General features: G+C 54.6%; 18 protein-coding genes. 10 read left to right on the top strand and 8 right to left on the bottom strand.

Translation table 11 applies throughout. The features are described 5' to 3' along the window. Nucleotides 1–92 precede the first annotated feature (92 nt). The 3 genes from WA318_RS12675 to WA318_RS12665 form a co-directional block, all read right to left on the bottom strand. Nucleotides 93–1,592 (bottom strand): alkaline phosphatase D family protein, encoded by a 1,500-nt coding sequence (locus tag WA318_RS12675; protein ID WP_336081569.1) that lies wholly within the window; start codon nucleotides 1,590–1,592, stop codon nucleotides 93–95. A 138-nt stretch (nucleotides 1,593–1,730) separates the two neighbouring features. After that, the gene (locus WA318_RS12670; RefSeq protein ID WP_258548780.1) at nucleotides 1,731–2,582 is read right to left on the bottom strand and encodes a substrate-binding periplasmic protein; all 852 of its coding nucleotides are present in this window, start codon (nucleotides 2,580–2,582) and stop codon (nucleotides 1,731–1,733) included. A gap of 120 nt (nucleotides 2,583–2,702) precedes the next feature. Then, nucleotides 2,703–3,380 carry a TetR/AcrR family transcriptional regulator gene (locus tag WA318_RS12665; protein ID WP_336081566.1) on the bottom strand — a complete coding sequence of 226 codons (678 nt, stop codon included), beginning with the start codon at nucleotides 3,378–3,380 and terminating at the stop codon, nucleotides 2,703–2,705. A 453-nt stretch (nucleotides 3,381–3,833) separates the two neighbouring features. On the opposite strand from WA318_RS12665, the gene WA318_RS12660 reads away from it, so the two are divergent. From WA318_RS12660 to hydA, 7 genes are all read left to right on the top strand, one after another. Further along, on the top strand, nucleotides 3,834–5,165 hold the full coding sequence (locus WA318_RS12660) for an aspartate aminotransferase family protein (RefSeq protein ID WP_114099469.1): 1,332 nt from the start codon (nucleotides 3,834–3,836) through the stop codon (nucleotides 5,163–5,165). A 271-nt stretch (nucleotides 5,166–5,436) separates the two neighbouring features. After that, nucleotides 5,437–6,273 (top strand): nitrilase-related carbon-nitrogen hydrolase, encoded by an 837-nt coding sequence (locus WA318_RS12655; RefSeq protein ID WP_336081562.1) that lies wholly within the window; start codon nucleotides 5,437–5,439, stop codon nucleotides 6,271–6,273. A 262-nt stretch (nucleotides 6,274–6,535) separates the two neighbouring features. Then, complete coding sequence (locus WA318_RS12650; RefSeq protein WP_114099506.1) at nucleotides 6,536–7,327, top strand: ABC transporter ATP-binding protein; 792 nt, start codon at nucleotides 6,536–6,538, stop codon at nucleotides 7,325–7,327. Further along, nucleotides 7,317–8,246 (top strand): ABC transporter permease, encoded by a 930-nt coding sequence (locus WA318_RS12645; protein ID WP_258548782.1) that lies wholly within the window; start codon nucleotides 7,317–7,319, stop codon nucleotides 8,244–8,246. Before WA318_RS12650 ends, WA318_RS12645 begins: the two co-directional genes overlap by 11 nt. Next, nucleotides 8,243–9,400 (top strand): ABC transporter permease, encoded by a 1,158-nt coding sequence (locus WA318_RS12640; protein ID WP_114099471.1) that lies wholly within the window; start codon nucleotides 8,243–8,245, stop codon nucleotides 9,398–9,400. Before WA318_RS12645 ends, WA318_RS12640 begins: the two co-directional genes overlap by 4 nt. A gap of 61 nt (nucleotides 9,401–9,461) precedes the next feature. After that, the gene (locus tag WA318_RS12635) at nucleotides 9,462–10,445 is read left to right on the top strand and encodes an ABC transporter substrate-binding protein (RefSeq protein WP_336081558.1); all 984 of its coding nucleotides are present in this window, start codon (nucleotides 9,462–9,464) and stop codon (nucleotides 10,443–10,445) included. A 158-nt stretch (nucleotides 10,446–10,603) separates the two neighbouring features. Further along, nucleotides 10,604–12,055, top strand: a complete 1,452-nt coding sequence (gene hydA, locus WA318_RS12630) for a dihydropyrimidinase (protein ID WP_114099473.1) — start codon at nucleotides 10,604–10,606, stop codon at nucleotides 12,053–12,055. A 99-nt stretch (nucleotides 12,056–12,154) separates the two neighbouring features. Here hydA and sugE read toward each other — a convergent pair whose 3' ends face one another. Beyond that, nucleotides 12,155–12,475: a quaternary ammonium compound efflux SMR transporter SugE gene (gene sugE, locus WA318_RS12625; protein ID WP_336081555.1), complete on the bottom strand. Its 321-nt coding sequence runs from the start codon at nucleotides 12,473–12,475 to the stop codon at nucleotides 12,155–12,157. 368 nt (nucleotides 12,476–12,843) lie between these two features. Between sugE and WA318_RS12620 the strand changes: the two genes are divergently transcribed. From WA318_RS12620 to mobA, 3 genes are all read left to right on the top strand, one after another. Beyond that, complete coding sequence (locus WA318_RS12620) at nucleotides 12,844–13,770, top strand: SPFH domain-containing protein (RefSeq protein WP_336081553.1); 927 nt, start codon at nucleotides 12,844–12,846, stop codon at nucleotides 13,768–13,770. A gap of 21 nt (nucleotides 13,771–13,791) precedes the next feature. Then, entirely contained in the window at nucleotides 13,792–14,265 is a 474-nt protein-coding gene (locus WA318_RS12615) for an NfeD family protein (protein WP_336081551.1), read from the top strand. 115 nt (nucleotides 14,266–14,380) lie between these two features. Continuing rightward, nucleotides 14,381–15,031, top strand: coding sequence for a molybdenum cofactor guanylyltransferase (gene mobA, locus WA318_RS12610; protein ID WP_336081549.1), 651 nt, complete (start codon nucleotides 14,381–14,383; stop codon nucleotides 15,029–15,031). Nucleotides 15,032–15,046: 15 nt separating this feature from the next. Here the strand turns inward: mobA and WA318_RS12605 are convergent, their stop codons facing one another. The 4 genes from WA318_RS12605 to WA318_RS12590 form a co-directional block, all read right to left on the bottom strand. Beyond that, on the bottom strand, nucleotides 15,047–15,898 hold the full coding sequence (locus WA318_RS12605) for a hypothetical protein (RefSeq protein ID WP_147252046.1): 852 nt from the start codon (nucleotides 15,896–15,898) through the stop codon (nucleotides 15,047–15,049). Between the two features lie 85 nt (nucleotides 15,899–15,983). After that, nucleotides 15,984–16,877, bottom strand: a complete 894-nt coding sequence (locus WA318_RS12600) for a tetratricopeptide repeat protein (protein ID WP_336081546.1) — start codon at nucleotides 16,875–16,877, stop codon at nucleotides 15,984–15,986. Between the two features lie 92 nt (nucleotides 16,878–16,969). Further along, the gene (locus tag WA318_RS12595; protein WP_336081544.1) at nucleotides 16,970–19,282 is read right to left on the bottom strand and encodes a methyl-accepting chemotaxis protein; all 2,313 of its coding nucleotides are present in this window, start codon (nucleotides 19,280–19,282) and stop codon (nucleotides 16,970–16,972) included. 207 nt (nucleotides 19,283–19,489) lie between these two features. Then, entirely contained in the window at nucleotides 19,490–21,244 is a 1,755-nt protein-coding gene (locus WA318_RS12590; protein ID WP_114099510.1) for an ABC transporter substrate-binding protein, read from the bottom strand. Nucleotides 21,245–21,365 lie beyond the last annotated feature (121 nt).

Raw genomic sequence — 21,365 nt, 5'->3', positions numbered from 1 at the left:
TTCAGGATTTTCGATCTCCCGTGGCTGACCATGCAGCCACCCAGAGCGGGGCGGGTTTTATACCCGCCCTTCTTTTTGTCCGGATTTCGGGACTAGGCCGGGACCGGGTGAATGACCTTGGTAAAGGGTTCTTCCTGTCCCTCGGCAATCCAGTGCGCCCAATAGCGGTTCTGACCATTGCGGTCGTCGGGCTCCAAACACAGGAAGTTGCGCGCCCCGACAAATTTGACATCCGCCCCCGGCAGATTTGCCATCCGTGACTGAATGCCCGGATCAATTTCCTTGTCGTTATCCAGCAGGTGGCGAAGGGCAAACAGTACCATCTTGCTTGGGGCCGGATGGACGATGGCCGATGAAATCAGCTGATTGATGACGCGCGTTTTGCCGTCATATTCCATGCGGTCATTTTGCAGAATACCAAGGGCTGCGACATGAACATCGCCCGACAGAATGGTGATCCGCATGCCGGTTTTCTGGAAATCAAACAGGCGGTGAACCATGCGGGTGCGTTCGCCCTTGTGGCTTCGGCTGCTCCAGTGATCCTGAAGATCGTCTTCCAGTTCCTGTTGGCCGGGCACCACGCCAAGCAGGCTTTCAAGTACATTGAAATCGGGATAGACCACCGGAATGCTCGACATCACAAACAGATGTTTGATGTCGGCCAGACCCGAAACCCAGTCATAAATCTGTTTCCAGTGATCGTTTGACAGAACCTGACGCTGGCTGCGTTCGGACCGCATATCAAGGCACAGAATGGCGGTATCGCCAATCACATGGCCCATCGAAAACCCGTAATCGGGGGCCAGATAGGCGTCCGGCTTTTGACCGCCCGGCGCAATATGTTGCTGAAAGACGCCAAAGGCCTTGGTTGCGATGGCACCGATCCCCTGAAATACCGCACAGTCCTGACGCGCAGGCGGGTAGGAACCCCAGCCATCAAAGATGTCATGGTCATCCCAGATCGCAATCGACGGGATGCTGGCCATCATGGCGCGGACTTCCGGCTGTGCCCAGCGTTCGGTGTAAAGGTTGAAATAAAACGCCTCGACCTGCTTTTCCATGATCTTGGTAAAGCTTGCCTTGTTTGCAGCGTCGTTGGGTTTGTTGTTCCATTCCTTGATGGATGGCACGACTTCCCAGATGGAATCCGCATAGACCTGATCGCCGCCCAAAAGCATCAGATGGATGGGCTTGTTGTCATGGCGTTTGGCCATTTCCTGCCACATCCGGTTTTTGACCTCGACACCTTTCATGACCTTTTGCGATGAAAACCCGTTGCAGGATGCATAGGACATGTTGGGTGCATCCCCCTTGGCGGGCAGGTGGATGTCATAATAGACGCCATCTTCAAGGCTGTAGGTCAGGGTGGCGGGGCTGTCGGAAAGCGGGGTTTCAAAGGCAAGACAATGGGCAAAGTGCTTGCCGTTTTGCCAGATCGTTTCCGGCTGACCCGCATTGGCTGCATGGGCGTTCGTAAAGAATATCGGGCAGGGCTGATCGCTGTCGGTGACGATCAGGGCACTTAGTTTCCAGCGATTGCTGGCCTTGTCATATCCCTTGAATGACAGAACGGGTCCCATCAGGATTTTCATTGATCCTCCCCTGCGGTGCGGGCCGCAAAATAAAAGTTTTCCTGAATATAGCTTTGACAACTTTAAGTCGAAATCGACCGCAGGAAAAGAGGGCAGGGGCAAACATTCCTTATTCAAGCTGCTGATGGTCAGATCATCCTAGCTGCCGCTTTCGGCATTCAGAATGATGTGATTCTGTGTCCAGAGTTCGAGTGTGCCGTCTTCATCAAGGGCCTCGATCAGCAGATTGATATTTGCAATGTCGCGCACACAGGGGCTTGAGCGGGAAAACAGGAAAAGGACCTCGTTACGGACCAGTGGCGGTTCAACGGCTTTGATCTTGTCGGTCAGTTTGTCACGATACAGGTTGCTCAGACCGTCATAGCGGCCCAGCATGACGTAATCGACGCGACCATTGAGCAGGATATTGAAAATCTTGTTACCGGTCGGCGAGAAAATCATATCAAGATTATCCTGCGCATAGCGATCCAGTTTGTCGCCATAACTGCCCCCTTGCGGGCGGGCACCGGTATAGCCGATCAGGTCTCGCAGTTCTTCGACATCAAAAAGATTGTCATGTCGTTGAAAGACCATGATGTCATCGGACGCAAAAGCCGTGCTGTAGTGGAACATCTGGTCGCGTTCCGTGGTGAAATAGGCTCCGGCAATGACATCAAGTTCACCCTGTTCGAGCATCTGCAAGGCGCGGGTCCAGGGAATTTCAAGCTGAAGCGACAGATGCGTGCCGGTCTGGGCGCTATAGCGACGCAAGATATCAATCGCAACCCCGACCTGCCGGCCGTCGGCATCAATATAGGAAATCGGTTCCCACCCGTCCGCTCCGCCAACAGACATGGTACTGCAAGGCCGCATCAGCGTGCCGTTCAGGGGGGATTTTTCAGATCCATCCGCCGCAAGCGCAAGGCCGTCAAACAAGGAAATCAGGCCACCAACAAGGATGACTGCGATGCAAGCTCCTGCGACGCGGGTCGACGATATGTGACGCGTCATTTTGGTCCCGGGCAATCATGTTGCAGATACTGCGTCTACAGATTTGTCCGGTCGGACGTTTGCACAACTATGCAGAAGTGGTGCCAGCCCACCCCCTTTGAGGTGGTTCCTGGCGAATGATCAATTAAGCCCGACGCCTTTCAGGATGATTTTAACAACATTTTCCTTGGCCTCGGCGAACTGTTCTTCGCTAAGCGGCTTGTCATTGTTGAAAATCTCGATCTGGCGGCCAAAGTCGGCATAATGCTGGGTGGTGGCAAAGATCATATACATCAGCGAATAGGGTTCGATGTCATCCATCTTGCCTTCGTCGATCCAGCCCCTGATTACCACAACACGGCTATCAAGCCAGTTCTTGACGGTGGTCGAGATGTAATCGGACGAGAATTTGGCCCCACGTATGATTTCATGGGCCCAAAGGCGCGAACCATAGGGGCGGGCACGCGACAAATCCATCTTGGCTTCGATATAGCCGCGCAGGATCACGGCCGGGTCGGCACTGTTGTCAAAGGTCATGGCGGCTTCAAGCCAGTGATCACAGACATCTTCCATGATCCGGCGATACAGCGCCTCCTTGGTGCTGAAATAGTAATGCACGTTGGCCTTGGGCACATTGGCGATTTCGGCAATACGTGCGGTGGTCGCCCCCTTGAAGCCGTAATCAGCAAAAACCTGTTCTGCGGCGGCAAGAATCTGTTCTTCGTTTTCCTGTCGGATCGCGGCCTTGTGTGCCCCGTTTACTGCGGGTTTGGCGCCCATCCGTGTGTCCTGTTTCGAGCCGCTTTTTACTGAGGTCATTCGTGCTCTCTGATTTGTGTCATTTATCTTGACCGTTTGGTCAGGTTAAAATAACCTCTACCACAAATATGCAAAAGAAACTTTTTTATGCGCGTCGTTCTTGACCAGGGTCGAGAGTCGGGTTTGTCCGAAATATCGAACAGCACCGATGAAAGATAAAGAGAAAATAGACGCCATAAATAAAAAACAGGGTCGCTGAAATGGTGTTTGACGGTCGAATATTCGAAACAATTTCCCGGTAGCGTTTAAGCTCTAGTGCGTGGGCGTGTCTCATGCTAACGATTTTTGCGCGCCTGCCTGTCAGGCCGTTCCGGAAATCGAATGTGCGACATTTTGGTCACTTGGCCAAATTTGTCAGGCAAACGGAATAAAAGATGTCAGATGCCGGAAATACGGGTGCCCGCCATCCGTCCGGGATCAGGGAAGTAATAAAAAAGGTACGGGAGACCTTTTATGACAGCCACCACGAAAATCAGCCGTCCGAACGATCTTTCAGCGTTCTGGATGCCTTTTACGGCCAATCGCCAGTTCAAGCAGACCCCACGTATGCTGGTCTCTGCCGATGGCATGTATTACAAAACCGACGATAATCGTGAAATCCTTGACGGTACTGCGGGCCTTTGGTGCTGCAACGCCGGTCACAAGCGTCCGAAAATTGTCGAAGCCGTCAAGGCGCAGATGGACGAACTGGATTATGCGCCAGCATTCCAGATGGGCCATCCCAAGGCGTTCGAACTTGCCAGCCGTCTGGCACAGTTGATGCCGGGCAATCTCAACCATGTTTTCTATACCAATTCCGGTTCTGAATCGGTTGAAACCGCCCTTAAGATTGCACTGGCCTATCACCGCGCACGCGGCGACGGTCAGCGTACCCGTCTGATCGGTCGTGAACGCGGCTATCACGGTGTTAACTTTGGCGGCATTTCGGTTGGTGGTATTTCGGGCAACCGCAAGACCTTTGGCCAGATGCTGGGCGGTGTTGACCATATGCGTCACACCTATCTGCCAGAAGAAAACGGTGTGACCCGCGGGATGCCCGAACATGGCGCGTTCCTGGCCGATGATCTTGAGCGCATCTGCGCGCTGCATGATCCGTCAACCATTGCCGCTGTGATTGTCGAGCCGGTTGCCGGTTCGACCGGCGTTCTGATCCCGCCGAAAGGCTATCTGGAACGTCTGCGCGAGATTTGCACCAAGCATGGCATCCTTCTGATCTTTGATGAAGTCATCACTGGCTTTGGCCGTCTGGGTGCGCCGTTCGCGGTTGACTATTTCGGTGTTCAGCCCGATCTGGTCACGACCGCAAAGGGCCTGACCAACGGGACGATCCCGATGGGTGCGGTCTTTGCGACCGACGAGATCCATGATGCCTTCATGACCGGCCCGGAAAACATGATCGAGCTGTTCCATGGCTATACCTATTCGGGCAACCCGGTTGCCTGTGCGGCTGGCCTTGCGACCCTTGAGACCTATGAAGAAGAAGGTCTTTATGAAAAGGGCAAGGAACTTGGCCAGTATTGGGAAGATGCGGTTCACAGCCTGATTGATCTGCCGCGCGTCAAGGATATCCGTAACCTTGGCCTGATCGGGGCGATCGAACTTGAAGGGATCGAAGGTTTCCCGACCAAGCGTGCGTTCAGTGCATTCCTCAAGGCATTTGAGAAAGGCATCCTGATCCGCACCACGGGCGATATCATTGCGCTTTCACCGCCGCTGATCATTGAAAAATCACATATCGATCAGCTGTTTGGTACATTGCGCGACGTGCTCAAAGAGATCGATTAAGATCGAAGACTGATACCCATCGCCCGGTGACGGGCGATGGGGGCTTGCCGGATCGACAAAAAAATACCTGATCTGGCAACGCCACGGAGGAAACATCTGTTTCGCGATTTTTCCGACCGCGTCCCGTCTGGGAACAGACCCGCATAAAAACAAAAGGGTCTTTGGGGCGCGTAAGGACATAAGTCCGTCAGACCACAAAAGTGGCAAGGACATAAAATATCAGATCAAGGAGGTATCTCGGATGTCAATGCTGAGAGGCGGCCTGATTCAAATGAGCCTTAAGGGTTCAACCGATCAGACCCCCGAAGAAATCCGCAAGGCCATGATCGACGCACATCTGCCCCTTATTGAAGAGGCGGGTAACAAAGGCGTGCAGGTCCTGTGCTTTCAGGAGGTTTTCACACAGCCCTATTTCTGTCCGAGCCAGGACAAGAAATGGTACGCGGCCGCGGAAAAAATTCCCGATGGTCCGACCACACAACTGATGTGCGAACTGGCAGCCAAATACAAAATGGTGATCGTTGTTCCGATCTATGAGGAAGACATTACCGGGGTGTATTACAACACTGCTGCGGTGATTGACGCCGATGGCACCTATCTTGGTAAATACCGCAAAACCCATATCCCTCATGTCGCCGGTTTCTGGGAGAAATTCTTTTTCAAGCCGGGCGCATCGGACTGGCCGGTCTTTGAGACCCAGTATTGCAAGCTTGGCGTTTATATCTGCTATGACCGCCACTTCCCGGAAGGCTGGCGTGCGCTGGCGCTTAATGGTGCGGAATATATCGTCAATCCGTCGGCCACGGTTGCAGGCGTCTCGGAATATATCTGGAAACTCGAACAGCCTGCATCGGCGGTTGCCAATGGCTGCTTTATCGGGGCGATCAACCGGGTTGGCCGTGAACAGCCGTGGGATATTGGCGAGTTTTACGGTCAAAGCTATTTCGTCAATCCGCGTGGCGAGATCGAAGCCCAGGCTTCGCGCGACAAGGACGAATTGCTGGTCCATGACATGGATATGTCGATGGTGCGTGAAATCCGCAATAACTGGCAATTCTTCCGCGACCGTCGTCCGTCGACCTATACGCGCCTGACGGACGGAAACTGATTTCTGGATACCGGCAAGCGGGCAAAGATCTGCTTGCCGTTTTGCTTTGACCGACATGAACGGGCCATGATCCCGTAATCCCGGCAATGACCGGGCAGACGCAACACATGCATCTGATCAAATGTTGGCAAGGTCCAGGGCAACGTCCCTGAAGGGAAGCTTCCATCGAGTGTGCCAGAAAAGTCTTTTCTGGTTCCGAGAGAGACATACGATCAGGGGAAACCCCATGACGCTAAAACAAGTCGTCAATAATGTTGCTGAGATGCCCGCATCAAAGAACGCAGTTGTTGATATCAAAAACCTGTCGCTGACCTTTCAGACGGCGGACGGTCCGGTTTATGCGCTTTCTGATGTTGATCTGACGATCAATGAAGGCGATTTCGTTTCCTTTATCGGCCCGTCGGGCTGTGGCAAGACCACGCTGTTGCGCGTGATCGCCGACCTTGAAAAGGCCACCGGGGGCGATATTTCGATCAATGGCGTTTCGCCCGAACAGGCCCGCGAAAACCGCGCTTATGGCTATGTGTTCCAGGCGCCAGCCCTTTTGCCATGGCGTTCGATTGAACGTAACGTCACCTTGCCGCTTGAAATCATGGAGATTTCCAAGGAAGAGCGGATCAAACGTGCGCATGAAGCCCTTAAGCTTGTTGAACTCAACGGTTTTGAAAAGAAATTCCCATGGCAGCTGTCAGGCGGGATGCAGCAACGTGCCTCAATTGCGCGTGCATTGTCATTTGATGCCGATCTGCTTTTGATGGACGAGCCGTTTGGCGCGCTTGATGAAATCGTGCGTGACCACCTTAATGAACAGCTTTTGAAGCTGTGGGCGCGCACCAACAAGACGGTGGCCTTTGTCACCCACTCGATCCCCGAGGCGGTCTATCTGTCGACCAAGATTGTCGTCATGTCACCGCGTCCGGGCCGCATCATTGATGTGATTGAAACCGATTTCCCGCGTGAGCGTAATCTTGATATCCGTGAAACACCGGAATTCCTCGAGATCGCGCATCGGGTTCGCGAAGGTTTGCGCGCGGGGCACAGCAATGACGAGTAACACTGCCACCATGACCGGGTCCCTTGCCGGACCGTCGATCTGGTCCCGGATGATGTCGGGACAGACCGGTCCGGTCTGTGTTGTTCTGATTGCACTGTTTGTTCTCTGGTATGTCGGCGCAGTCTTCATGAATGCACCGACCCAGATCGACAAATACAATCGTGCGGACCAGACCTGGACCACCAGCCAGTTGATCGAAGATACCCTGGCACAGGAACGCCCGATTCTTCCGGCCCCCCATCAGGTGGCGCAGGAAATGTACAAGACCATCTTTGCCACCAGCATCACGTCAAAACGCTCGCTGGTTTATCACAGCTGGGTGACGCTTTCCTCGACCCTGCTCGGGTTCGGGATCGGCACCATTCTGGGCATTGTTCTGGCCGTCGGCATTGTGCATGTCATGACGCTTGAAAAAAGCCTGATGCCGTGGGTGATTTCATCGCAAACCATTCCGATCCTTGCCATTGCGCCGATGATCATCGTCGTTCTGGGGGCCATCGGGATCAAGGGCGTTGTGCCCAAGGCGGTGATTTCGACCTATTTGTGCTTCTTCCCTGTGACGATCAGCATGGTTAAGGGGCTTCGGTCGCCGCAAGTCATCCAGCTTGATCTGATGCGGACCTATAATGCCTCGAAATGGCAGACCTTCTGGCAGCTGCGGTTGCCATCGGCGATGCCTTATTTGTTTGCCAGCCTGAAAGTCGCGATTGCGATCAGTCTGGTCGGTGCGATTGTCGGTGAATTGCCGACCGGTGCACAGGCCGGTCTGGGTGCACGTCTTCTGGCAGGGTCCTATTACGGTCAGACCATCCAGATCTGGTCAGCGCTTCTGACGGCGGCCTTTGTTGCCGCCATGATGGTGGTGATTGTCGGATGGTGTGAACGCCGCGTCCTTGCCCGGATGGGGGTAAAGGCATGACCGAGATGAAACTTGATAAATTCTGTCTGGTGGGCGCGATTGCAGCCCTTCTGGCGCTGATCTTCCCGCTTGCCGGTATTGATGCCGATACTGGTAAACAGGTCGCCTTTGTCAGTGATATTCCCGGTCTTGCCATTGCCATGGCGCTTTGCGTGATCGCCGGGGCGGCCTTTACATGGCTTGGCGTGCGTTCCGTCATCAGTGGTGTGATCATTCTGGCCGTCGCGGTGTTTGGCTGCTGGCAGGCGATTGCAACGCTTTATGATCATGGTGTTGCGGGCTTTGCCGGGACCGGTTTCTGGTTGTTCATCCTTTCGCTTTGGGCCTTTGTCTGGCGCGGGATTGACGTGATTGCCAATTACCGTTCTTTGGAAACCGCCAAACAACAGATCGCCAATGTGACCGTGCCGGTGGCGTTCGGGTTTTGGCTTTTGTTTGTCTGGGAAGTTCTGGTTGCCGGATTTGGCGTGCCGCAGGTTCTGTTGCCGCCGCCCAGCATGATCGGTGTGCGGTTTGTGACCTCGACCGATATCATGGCGGCTGATTTCTATCAGACCTTTGTGAAGGCGGTTCTGAGCGGCTATGTGCTTGGATGTGGTTCGGCCTTTGTCATGGCAATTGCCGTGGACCGGGTGCCGTTCCTCAAACGCGGCCTTTTGCCACTGGGCAATATGGTGTCGGCACTACCGATCATCGGGGTGGCACCGATCATGGTGATGTGGTTTGGCTTTGACTGGCAGTCAAAGGCTGCGGTTATCGTGATCATGACCTTCTTCCCGATGCTGGTGAATACGGTGACCGGGCTTAATGCGGCCGGAAAGCTTGAACGCGACCTGATGGCGACCTATGCGTCGGGTTACTGGTCGACGCTGTTCCGCTTGCGGTTGCCTGCGGCCATGCCGTTCGTATTCAACGCACTTAAAATCAATTCCACGCTTGCGCTGATTGGTGCAATCGTCGCCGAATTTTTCGGCACCCCGATTGTTGGTATGGGCTTCCGCATTTCGACCGAGGTCGGGCGGATGAATATCGACATGGTCTGGGCAGAAATCGCTTTGGCGGCCCTTGCTGGGACCGCCTTCTATGGGGCCGTGGCTTATATCGAGAGAAAAGCGACGTCATGGCATCCATCTTTTCGGGTACGTCGCCATTAAAGGCACAATCAAAGACGGCCCACCGGGAGGACTTGACTACAACCTGAGGAGACATCGACGAATGAAGAAATTGTTTGCGACTGCATTAGGGTTGAGTTTCGGTCTGACATCGCTTTCGGCGATGGCAGCAGATGAAGTAACCTTGCAGCTTAAATGGGTCACACAGGCCCAGTTTGCCGGTTATTACGTGGCACTCGACAAGGGTTTCTACGAAGAAGCCGATCTTGACGTGACCATCAATCCGGGCGGTCCGGATATCGCCCCGCCGCAGGTGATTGCCGGTGGTGGTGCAGATGTGATTATTGACTGGATGCCGTCCGCACTTGCATCGCGTGAAAAAGGCGTGCCGCTGGTCAATATCGCACAGCCCTTTGCCAAATCGGGCATGATGCTGACCTGCCTTAAGGAAACCGGTGTTGAAAGCCCGGATGACTTCCCGGGCCGTACGCTTGGCGTCTGGTTCTTTGGCAACGAATATCCGTTCCTGAGCTGGATGTCGAAGCTTGGCATTCCGACCGATGGCGGCGATAAGGGGGTTACGGTTCTTAAACAGGGCTTTAACGTTGACCCGCTGCTTCAGAAGCAGGCCGATTGCATTTCGACCATGACCTATAACGAATACTGGCAGGTAATTGATGCCGGTATCTCGGAAGATGATCTCAAGGTCTTCAAATACGAAGATCAGGGTGTCGCGACCCTTGAAGACGGCCTTTATGTTCTTGAAGACAAACTCAAGGACCCGGCATTCGTCGACAAGATGGCGCGTTTCGTAGATGCCAGCATGAAAGGCTGGATGTATGCGAAAGAAAACCCGGAAGAAGCCGCAACCATCGTGCTTGATAACGATGCAACCGGTGCCCAGACCGAAAAACACCAGGTCCGCATGATGACCGAAATTGCCAAACTGCTTGGCGATTCCGGCAAACTCGACGAGGCAGCTTATCAGCGTACCGTTGACAGCCTGCTTTCTGGCGGTTCTGACCCGGTCATCACCAAGGAGCCGGAAGGCGCCTGGACCCATGCGGTGACCGACAAGGTCATGTAATCCGACTTTACCTGTCTGGCGGTGGCGTCATGCGCCGCCAGACAGAATTACCTCCCGAATTTGATGTGAAACGAGATGCCCCGGTGACGTCCGGGAATTGGGTGAAATGCCGGGATGGCCCGCAACTTTTCGCCAAACAGACAGACAAGGAGCCACCCATGTCCATGGTTATTCGTGGCGGAACCATCGTTACCGCCGATCTGACATACAAATCCGATATCCTGATCGAGGACGGCAAGATTGCCGCGATCGGAGACAACCTGACCGGGGACAAGGTGATTGACGCCGATGGCTGCTATGTAATGCCCGGCGGGATTGATCCGCACACCCATATGGAAATGCCCTTTATGGGGACCTATTCCGCCGACGATTTCGAAAGCGGCACCAAGGCCGCTGTTGCCGGTGGCACTACCATGGTGGTTGATTTCTGCCTGCCTTCGCCAAACCAGTCGCTGCTTGAAGCGCTTCAGGCGTGGGACAACAAATCATCCAAGGCGGTTTGCGATTATTCCTTCCACATGGCGATCACCTGGTGGAGCGAGCAGGTCTTTGACGAAATGAAGACCATCGTTCAGGAAAAAGGCATCAACACCTTCAAGCATTTCATGGCCTATAAAGGCGCGCTTATGGTGGATGATGACGAGATGTTCGCATCCTTCTCGCGCTGTTCGGAACTGGGTGCGATGCCGCTTGTCCATGCCGAGAACGGTGACGTTGTCGCCACCCTTCAGCAGAAATTGCTGGCCGAAGGCAATAACGGCCCCGAAGCCCATGCCTATTCCCGTCCGGTCGATGTCGAAGGCGAGGCGTGCAACCGCGCAATCATGATAGCTGATATGGCCAATGTGCCACTTTATATCGTGCATGTTTCCTGCGAACCGGCCCATGAAGCCATTCGTCGCGCGCGTGCCAATGGCAAACGCGTGTTTGGTGAACCGCTGATCCAGCATCTGATCCTTGATGACAGCGAATATAAAAACCCGGACTGGGATCATGCGGCACGTCGCGTCATGTCCCCGCCATTCCGCAGCAAGGAACATCAGGACGGTCTGTGGAACGGTCTGGCATCGGGCAGCTTGCAGGTTGTCGCGACCGACCATTGCGCCTTTACGACCGAACAGAAACGCTATGGCGTTGGCGATTTCACCAAGATCCCGAACGGCACGGGCGGCCTTGAAGACCGCATGCCGCTTCTCTGGAGCTATGGTGTCAATACCGGTCGCCTGACCCCGAATGAATTTGTGGCGGCAACCTCGACCAATATCGCCAAGATCCTCAATATCTATCCGCGCAAGGGTGCGATCCTTGTCGGGGCGGATGCCGATCTTGTGGTCTGGGATCCGAAGGCATCGAAAACCATTACTGCCAAGCACCAGCAATCGACCATCGATTACAACGTGTTTGAAGGCATCGAGGTCACGGGTCTTCCGCGCTATACGCTCAGCCGTGGTCGCATCGCCGCCGAGGAAGGTGTGGTTCTCGCCAAATGCGGCGACGGCGAATTCATCGCCCGCGAACCCTATCCGGCAGTCAACAAGGCGCTGTCGAAATGGAAAGAAATCACCTCACCGCGCAAGGTCGAACGCAGCGGTATTCCTGCGGGCGTCTAGGCGGCGATCAGAACGAACAAACAGAAACAGGGCAGCCATTGGCTGCCCTGTTTTGCTTTAGGAGTTCTGCGGGAATTCCTTGGGATCTCAGTGGCCCGGTCAGGCCGGGCTGAACAGTTTCAGCATGACGATCCCGCCCAGGATCATGCAGATCGCGATCAGGCGACCGATACTGGCCGCTTCACCCAGCATGACAATGCCGAAAATCACCGCGCCCACTGCGCCAATGCCGGTCCAGATGGCATAGGCCGTGCCAAGCGGAATGGTGCGCATGGCAAGGGCCAGCAACCAGAAGCTGCCGATCATGGTGACAAGGGTAAAGATGGTCGGGATCGGTTTGGTGAAACCTTCGGAATATTTCAGGCCCGATGCCCAGCAAACTTCCAGAACACCGGCGATAATCAATGCAATCCAGGCCATGGGTGGCCTCCTGTCTTAAGGGGCCGTCCCCATTGATCCTGTAACGACATCCGGTCGTCCGGATATCGAGGCGGCAAGCCGCAATGTCTGAACCAAATTTTAGGACAAAGAGACAAGATCGGCAATGCAGAAATGCTGCATTGCGGTAATGTCGGAAATGCTAGGAAACTTCAGGAAACATGCCGAAATTCTAAATTAAATATCGCCATAACCCTGTGTGCTCAGGGCATTTTTATTGTGCAATTTGTAGCCCCCGGACATATGATTGATTGTATTGGTATAACGTTCTTCAATCTTGAACTCTGCCTGTGGCACAAACCGGGAATTGCCCCGGTTGCCTGTCCGGGCAGGCATGTTAAGGGCATCACATGCAATCAACTTTCGCAGTTTTCTCGGTCGCTTTTGTTGTGCTGGCCGTCGTTCTGACCTTTATGAGTGTCAAGATCGTCCCGCAAGGATACGAGTTCACAGTTGAACGATTGGGGCGGTATCTGAAAACACTTGATCCCGGCCTGCATGTGCTTATTCCGCTGTTTGATCGTGTCGGACAACGTATGAGCCTGATGGAACGTGTGCTTGATATTCCAAGTCAGGAAGTGATTTCCAAGGATAACGCATCTGTGGTTGTTGATGGCGTGGTGTTCATCCGTGTGACCAATACCAAGGATGCGTCCTATAAGGTCGAAAGTCTTGATTACGCGGTTCAGAACCTTGCCATGACCAACTTGCGCAGTGTTCTGGGGTCGATGGAGCTTGATGAAATGCTGTCAAACCGCGAAAAGATCAGCGCGTCGCTTTTGATGGTTCTTGATGAAGCCACCAGCGATTGGGGGGTGAAAATCACCCGTGTTGAAATCAAGGACGTCAATCCGCCGGAAGACCTGACCGAAGCCATGAACCGCCAGATGAAGGCCGAACGTGAGAAGCGTGCCCTGATCCTTGAGGCCGATGGCGAACGCGAAGCAAATATCAAACGTGCAGAAGGTGAAAAGTCCGCAGCTGTTCTGGCCGCCGAGGGGCGCATGATTGCTGCCGACCTTGATGCGCAGGCCCGTGAACGTACGGCTGCCGCCGAGGCCAAGGCAACCGAGATTGTCTCGACTGCAATTCGCGATGGTGACATTCAGGCAATCAATTACTTCGTTGCCCAGAAATATGTTGAATCGCTTGGGCAAGTTGCCTCAAGCCCCAACAGCAAGCTGGTCTTCATGCCATTGGATGCATCCGGAATTGTGGGATCGATCGGCGGGGTTTCCGAACTGATCAAGACGATCTCCCAGAAAGACGGCAAGTAACCGACATTTGGAAGTGTTGCGATGGACATGTTTTCGAACCTTGCGGTCGAGTTCTGGCACTGGTGGATACTGGCCTGTGTGTTTCTCGTCCTTGAAATGGTGTTGCCCGGGATCATCTTTTTGTGGTTGTCGATTGCCGCTGCGATTGCGGGGATCATCCTTTTGATCGTTCCTGACATCTCGCCGGAATTCCAGCTGATCGCATTTGGCGTGCTGAGTGTGATTGCGGTGCTGGTTGGCAGGCGTTTTTTGAAACCCGGCCGTTCGGGCACGACGGACGAGGATGTCAGCAGTGCCAGTTCTTCACTGGTTGGTAAAACCGCAATCCTGACCGAAAAAACCGTCAATGGTCAGATCCGTCAAAGCGTGTATGGCTCAAGCTGGGTTCTGGTCGCCGAACGTGACCTTCCCAAGGGACAGAAAGTGCGTGTCAGTGCGGTGAGTGGCAGCAAGCTTCTGATCGAGCCGGTAATGACCGATCCGGAAGAAACCTGATTGTGACTTTACTGTCGTTTTGACGACTTCTTTAATCCTGACCTCGTTCAATGTGCCGATGTATTGTAAGATCATCGGCACATTTTATATCCAGCTGAAATCCCGGATCCATCGCATGTCATACGGGTCACAAAGTGACAATCATTCAGGCGTAAATATCGCTGGCCTTGTCCTTGCCGGGGGGGAAGGACGCCGGATGGGCGGGGATAAGCCGTTTCGCGAAATCGCCGGTCGGTCCCTGATATCTCTTGCGATTGAAACTGTGCGGCGGCAATGCGGGCATGTGATGATCTCGTCCAATCAATCGCCAGACACCTTTGCCGGTTTTGATATTCCGGTGGTGGCAGATGTTCCTGTACCGGGGCAGGGGCCGCTTGGCGGTATTCTTGGTGGATTGACGGTGATGTCTGATGCGGTGGACTGGCTGGTGACCTTTCCGGTTGACTGCCCGGTGGTGCCCGATGATATGGCACAGGAACTGATTGCTGCGGCAAGGGAGGCGGGGAGCAAAGCCGCCTTCGTTCGTCACGGGGAACGGGACCACTACCTGTCATCGGCATGGCACCGGGATTGTGCGCCGGTGATTGCAGAATTATTGAGCAATGAGCAATATCGGGTTCGTGGACCGCTGATGGCGGTCGATGCGATTGCTGTGCCGTTTGCCATTGATCCCGATCAGCCGGCCCTGTTTGCCAACGTCAATACAGGTGACGATCTGGCATCCCTTGCGATGATGCTGAACAAGGATGATCTGGCCGGGCGATAGGATCGCGCCGGTCAATCAGGGTGTTGCAGCCGCCCAGCGGTCATAGAATGCTTCAAGTTCCTGACGGTTTTGCTGGTCGGAAAGCAAGCTGTTAACAGCATCAATGATTTGTTGGGCCTGCTTTTTATCTCCGCTGCAGGAAACCGGTAACGGCCGGACAGGCACACCCATGATCGGGACTGGTATGGTTTCCCGCCCCAGTTCCCCGGCTTCGCGGTAATAGTTCACATTGACCTGATAGCTGATGAAGCCGTCGATACGACTGACATCAAACAGGCGGATGGTCATTTCTGTGGTCCCGGCGCTTTGGGTCATTTTCGATTGCAGGAAATCATTCACGCCGGGCACCAGTGCCTCGTCAAAGCGATATCCGACCGGCATGCCAATCGACAATTTGTTCTGATGGGCCAGAAGACCAAGATCAACCATGCCGTCACGCATGGCATAGCGCAGCTCGTTGAGTTTTTCGGGCGCGATGAACATGGTTAAAGCCTGCAACTCCAGGAGCGGATCAGAAAAGATCAGGAAGTTGCGTCGATAGTCACTTTCGTAAAGAAAGTTGGAGCACATGAATTCACCCTTGGCCATGACATCAAGGGCCCTGGGGATCGGGACCATACGCTTTTCATGACGGTAACCGGGAAGATGGCTGATCAGCCAGTCTGTTGTGCGTTGCAGATATCCGTCACCCGCAGATGGGCCATCGACGATCACAGCAGGAGGTGACGGGGCCTGTTGCCAAACAATCAAAGGGAGGGCAGGATCTGCTGCCTGTGCCTTGCCACCAGATTTCACGAGGCTGGCCGCTGACAGGTAACAGGCAACGGTCAGGCCACTGATCATCAGATATCGAGAAAACTCTCCCACGTCAGATCCCCGCGATTATGCATTAGCATTATGTGTTAGACGGAGGGGGGAGGCAAGGTTGAAAGTCCGGTAATTTACTGTTCTGTCACCGCACGGCGCAGGCCTTCCAGGGTGTCCATGGCTTATAGTTTTCAAAGAAAGTGGCAAGGAACTGGTCAACGCGTTCGCGGTTTGCCGCACGGGCTGTGTCGTCAAGGTCCTTGTCAAATTTTCCACAGTTTTTCTCAACTGCGTCGCCGATGGTTTTCCAGTCGACATCTTCGTTATGACCGGGAAGGCCGGTGGCAATCGCGCACCAGCCAACCGCCTCGGCGGTGTCGTTGACTGAACGGGCTTCTTCGGCCAGATAGGCCGCAGCGCGCATTTCGCCGTTCTGGGCGGCGGCGCGAAGATACTGATACCGTCCGCTGTCGGTTTTGGTGAACCGGTTGGCAAGCAATGTTGCTGCCCGCGGATCACCAAGTTCCCAAGCCTTTTCAAGCAGGGTTTTTGCCGTGTCATTCTGACCCTGATCCATAGCGTCGAGTGCCAGCCACAGCATTGCCTGTGTTTCGCCCTGATCGGCACTTTGCTGATACAGGGCACGGATCTGATCTTTGGGGGCCTGGGAAGCTTCGGCTTTGCGCGCCAGAATGATGCTGGCATCCGGTTGCCGGTTATGTGCGGCCTTTTGCATCAAATCCCAACCGGTATCCTCATTGGGCGGGATGCCGGCACCATTGATCATCTGACAGGATAAAAGATATTGCGCGGTGGCATCACCATTCTCGGCCAGAGGTGCAAAGATGGCTGCGGACTTTTCAAAATCGCCCTGGCGATAGGCCGTCATGCCATCATCAAGTGCAGAAGCGGCCAAAGCAGGCGCGCTGATACTGGTCAGGGCCGTGGCGATAACAAGAGCCGATGCTGACAGGCGCAGGCCGGTTGCTGTGGAGCCGATCCGGGGCGCGTTCAGAAAGTTGACGATCATGTTTTTCATAGCATTCTGTCTAACATTGTTGCTGCCCTGAGCGAGAGAAAAAATGCCGGAACCGGTTGGGTACATACCCGCTCGGTCCCGGCGAGGTGCGCTCATGGCAGGGAGTATGGTTCCCGGGTTGACCCGGTCGTCTGATTTGCAGGTTGTTCCGAGCGGATCGAGGTCAGGAAATCACGCACACGGCTGCCCAGATCATCAGACTGGCTGCGCAGGCGATCCGTTGCCTGACGCAAGCCGTCAACAGCCTGAAGGTTATCATCAGCAGCTGTGCTGACTTGCGCGATCGTGCCGTTCATTTCACTGGCAGCAGTGGCCGATTGTTCGACATTGCTTGCGATTTCGGCAACGAATTCCTGTTGCTCGTTAACCGCATCTGACATTTCGCCCACCGTTTCGTGGATGCCGGTTATGCTGTCCCGGATGCCGGCAATTGCCTGAACCGCGATGCCGGTGGTGGACTGGATTTCAGTGATCCGCTCGGCAATCCGGTCGGTGGCCGCCCCGGTCTGATTGGCAAGATTTTTGACTTCCTGTGCGACCACGGCAAAGCCCTTGCCAGCCTCGCCAGCGCGGGCAGCTTCAATCGTGGCATTGAGCGCAAGCAAATTGGTCTGGGCGGCAATATCCTGAATCAGGCTCAGTATTTCGCCGATTTCCTGCGCACCGGTTTCAAGTTCATGCATCGTGGCATTGGTGCGCTGGGCAGCTTCAACGGCACTGGTGGCTGCGCCGACCGATTTCTGGGCACGATGACCAGTGTCACGCACCCGGTCCGACAGTGACTGGGTCGCATCGGACACGGACGCCATATTGATCGAGATTTCCTCGGATGCACCGGCGACGCCGGTGGCATTGGTCGAGGCGATCTGGGCGTGATCACGGACCTGATTGGACGTTGCCTGAATGTTTTCGGCTTCGCGAGCAACACCCTCGGCAACCTGCATGATCGATGCTTCAAATGCATCGGCCAACTCAAGCATATCCTGCCGACGCTTGGCTTCGGCATGTTCGCGTTCGCGGGCGACTTTTTCCTCGGCCTGCTGTGCCGCAAGGCTTGTTTCACGGAACTGGCCAAGGATTTCAGCCATGCGGCCGATCTCATCGCGGCCGGTGTCCTTTACCTCGGTTGACAGATCACCATTGGCGACCTGACGCATGCCGTCTATCACGCGCAACAGTCGTTTGATCAGGTTCCCACGGACATAGAAGATCAGGATTGCCAGTGAAATCACCAGAACAGCAGCGCCGATAAATGCAATCAAACGCTGATCCTGAACCACCTGCGATACGGCATCGGACGCATTGCTGTCGACCTCGGCTCGTTTGCTGTCGACCATCACCGAGATCGATTTGGAAAGTGCTTCGGCAGTTGCGATTGTTGCGTTCAGGTTTTTTTCGGTCTGATACTGGTTTTCCCATTCGGTTTCGCGCAGGTCAAACACGCTGGTCCGTCCCTTGCCAAAGGCCATCAATGCCTTGGCAAGGTCACGTATCTTGTTGCCGTCATCATTGTCAGGCAGTTCTTCGAGGGCATCGGTAATGCGCAGCTCGGCCCAGTTCCACTGATTGCGAACTTCGTCCATGGCTTCGCCTTCGGGAACGGCAATACCGGCAGTCAGCATCCCGAACGCAAGGTTCACATTGGCACGGATTTCGGCAATCAGCTGTGAAAATGCAATGGTTTCTTCAAGTTTTGTTGCGGCATCCGTGTTGCCACTGGAGACCCTTGAAATACCACGCGCAACATCGATGTCGACCACCTCGATCAGGGGGCTTAGAAACTCGGAAAGATCGCGATAGGCAAACACCATATCAAGTGTAAGATCACCTCGTTTCTTTTCAATATCCAGACGCCGGGTGGTCAGTTCGTGCAGCGTGTCGCGATGGGCGACAATTTCATCAAGTTGTGCTGTCAGGGTGGCAACAGCGTCGACCAGTTCTGGTTCTGAGGTCGACGGGGGCATTTCGGATGTCCCGGATGCATCGCTGCTCTGGCTATTTCCGGTTTCTGCTGCTGGCGGTTCTGTGACCGGCGAGGACACAGAAATATCAATCATGACCGGTTCGGGGTTGGCCGCAGCAATTTCAGCAAGGCGCGTTCGCGCGTCACTGATCAGTTGATCAAGCCTGTTTTCGGTCAGGGCCAGCTCATCGGCATTGCGCGATGCCGCCAGAACCGGCGCCTGTGCCGCAAGGCCAACACCGTTCATTGCCAGTTCCATCTGGCGAATGATGGATGGCAGGCTATCGGTTGTGATGTCAGCGACAAGATCGCGGCTGTTACCAAATGACACCCATGATACAGCCGATGAAATGCCAGCCAGTACCAGAATCAAGGCAAAAGAAGCCATGAGCCGACCTTGAATGCCAAGGCCCGCGCGACGTTTTTTAATGGCGGTATTCACTGTTTCCTCCCTGTCTGGCCCGCTGATTATGTTTTGATTGGGCAGACATTCCCTTTTGGGACATGTGCATCCGTTGTTCGGATGTCTCGGGTCTTATGACTTAATGAAATACGCGTCGGTAAAATGAATGATCTTTAAACAGGAAGCCGTCCTGGTCGGGACGGCCGGGGATGAAAAACATCCCCGGCACCCCCAGTAGTGTGGCTCTTAGTTTTTCTGAGCCGCACGCCATTCCGCGATCAGATCGTCATAATTGACGGTCTCACCCTGCGGTTTTTCGTTAGCGAGTTTCGCTTTCGGTGCACCCGGCTGGTCGAACCAGTACTGTGCATCACGCTCTTCGTTCAGTTTCGGAGCACATTCGCCACCGATGCCTGCACGCTCAAGACGCTGGAGAACCTGGTCCATAGATTTGGCAAGGTTGTCCATTGCTTCCTGCGGAGTACGTTCGCCGGTTACAGCTTCGGCAACGTTCTGCCACCAGAGCTGAGCCAGTTTCGGGTAATCCGGAACGTTGGTACCGGTCGGCGACCACTGGACGCGGGCCGGGGAACGATAGAACTCGACCAGACCACCCCAGTTCGGTGCGATATCGGTCATTTCCTGGGTGTCCAGGTCAGACTGACGGATCGGGGTCAGACCGGTAAGGGTCTTTTTCAGCGAGACCGACTTGGAGGTCACGAACTGTGCATAGAGCCATGCTGCTTTACGGCGCTCAAGCGGGGTGGACTTCATCAGAGTCCAAGAACCCACGTCCTGATAACCAAGCTTCATGCCTTCTTCCCAGTACGGGCCGTGCGGCGAAGGTGCCATACGCCATTTCGGCGTACCGTCTTCGTTCACAACCGGGGTGCCTTTTTTCGCCATATCGGCGGTGAAGGCGGTGTACCAGAAGATCTGCTGAGCGATCTGGCCCTGTGCCGGAACCGGACCTGCTTCACCAAAGGTCATGCCAGCTGCTTCTGCAGGAGCATAGGCCTTGAGCCAGTCAATGTATTTGGTCAGGGCGTAAACAGCCGCCGGACCGTTTGCTGCACCGCCACGGGTTACGCTCGAACCAGCCGGTGCGCAACCTTCAACACGGATACCCCATTCGTCGACCGGAAGGCCGTTCGGAAGGCCCTTGTCGCCTGCACCTGCCATCGACAGCCAGGCATCGGTAAAGCGCCAACCCAGCGACGGGTCTTTTTTACCGTAATCCATGTGGCCATAGACTTTCTGGCCGTCGATTTCCTTCACGTCATTGGTGAAGAATTCCGCGATGTCTTCATAGGCCGACCAGTTGACCGGAACGCCAAGGTCATAGCCGTATTTGTCTTTGAACTGCTTCTGCAGGTCTTCACGCTGGAACCAGTCGTAACGGAACCAGTAAAGGTTCGCGAACTGCTGGTCAGGAAGCTGATAAAGCTTGCCATCCGGACCGGTGGTGAAGGACAGGCCGATGAAGTCTTCGAGATCAAGGGTCGGAGAGGTAACGTCTTTACCTTCGCCAGCCATGAAATCAGACAGCGGCACAACCGCGTCATAACGCGAATGGGTACCGATGAGATCCGAGTCATTGATGAAGGCGTCATAGATGTTACGGTTCGACTGCATCTGGGTCTGCAGTTTCTCGATAACGTCGCCTTCACCGATCAGGTCGTGGGTCAGGTTGATCCCGGTGATTTCCGAGAAGGCCTTTGCCAGAACCTTGGACTCATATTCATGCGTGGTGATGGTTTCAGACACCACGTTGATGTCCATGCCACGGAACGGCTCAGCTGCCTTGATGAACCATTCAAGTTCGGCCATCTGGGCGTCTTTGTTCAGGCTCGACGGCTGGAATTCGCTGTCGATCCATTTCTTGGCCGCGTCAGTGTACTGGTCAGCCATTGCCGGGTTTGCCAGCACTGCAAGACCAAGAGCGACTGCGACGGCACTGCCTTTAATAACGCTCGAAGCGCCTTTGGCTTTAACGATCATGTCGTTTTCTCCCTGGTTGTCTTCCTTTTTGCTCATCCGGATAAAACCCGGTCACCAACGGTAGGGGAAGACAGACAACCCGCCGTGATGAATATCAAAGGAACGGCACTGCGAAAGATCA

The sequence above is a fragment of the Thalassospira sp. CH_XMU1448-2 genome (genome assembly GCF_037027285.1).
Lineage (GTDB): Bacteria > Pseudomonadota > Alphaproteobacteria > Rhodospirillales > Thalassospiraceae > Thalassospira > Thalassospira profundimaris_C.
Note: the sequence above shows the minus strand (reverse complement) of the source record. Positions and strands in the feature narration are given on the sequence as shown.